General features: G+C 48.1%; 1 pseudogene. It reads right to left on the bottom strand.

Annotated elements, in window-relative coordinates:
• A pseudogene (locus tag A3738_RS26940) lies at positions 1–703 on the bottom strand (chemotaxis protein CheA); the annotation flags it as partial.
• Between the last annotated feature and the right edge of the window lie 33 nt (positions 704–736).

Below are 736 nucleotides of genomic sequence, written 5' to 3'. Positions count from 1 at the left end.
ACTGTCTAACTTCCTTATCTTCCGGTGTTGAAACAGAAGACGGACTCGGAGGCGGCGTTGTCTGAGACTTATTCGCTTGAGGCGCTTCACTTGCAGGCCCTTTACCTTGGCCATGCAAATCATCAAGTAATTTTTCAAACTCGTCATCAGTAATCATGTCCGAATTTGATGATATAGAAGCCTCAAATTCTTTGGTCTCAGGTTTTTCAGGTTCAGCACTCGCTGCGGGAGTATCAGAAGCTGCTGAGCTCGCAGGATCAAACTTCCCTTCGCCATGAAGCTCATCAAGAAGTTTTTCGAATTCGTCATCGGTGATTTCATCAGAAGCACTAGCATCTGATGCCGTATTTGCTTTTGGCTCTGAAGGAATCGGAGACTTACTTGGCGCATCCGCGACTTTATGCTCTTGCAGCTCACCTATGAGGCTTTCAAATTCTTCATCAGAAATATCAGACTCACCTGCTGGAGACGCATCTTGTGATGGAGCAGCATCATTTGTTGAGGCGGGTGTCTCTTGAGCTGGAGCTGAAGTTGGGCCATCAAGCGCATCCAACAACATCTCAAATTCATCGTCTGTAATGTCGCCCTCAGCTGAAGCGATCTGGTCAACGATTTTTGCTCCTTCTTCAGCTGTTTGCTGATCTGTTGAAGGAGTTTGTGGAGCTGGCTCATTCGGAGCAGCTTCAGGTACTTCCTCTGCCACCGGCTCCGCGCCTTGTTCACATGCAAAGCGCTC

This window comes from Oleiphilus sp. HI0066 (assembly GCF_001635725.1).
Note: the sequence above shows the minus strand (reverse complement) of the source record. Positions and strands in the feature narration are given on the sequence as shown.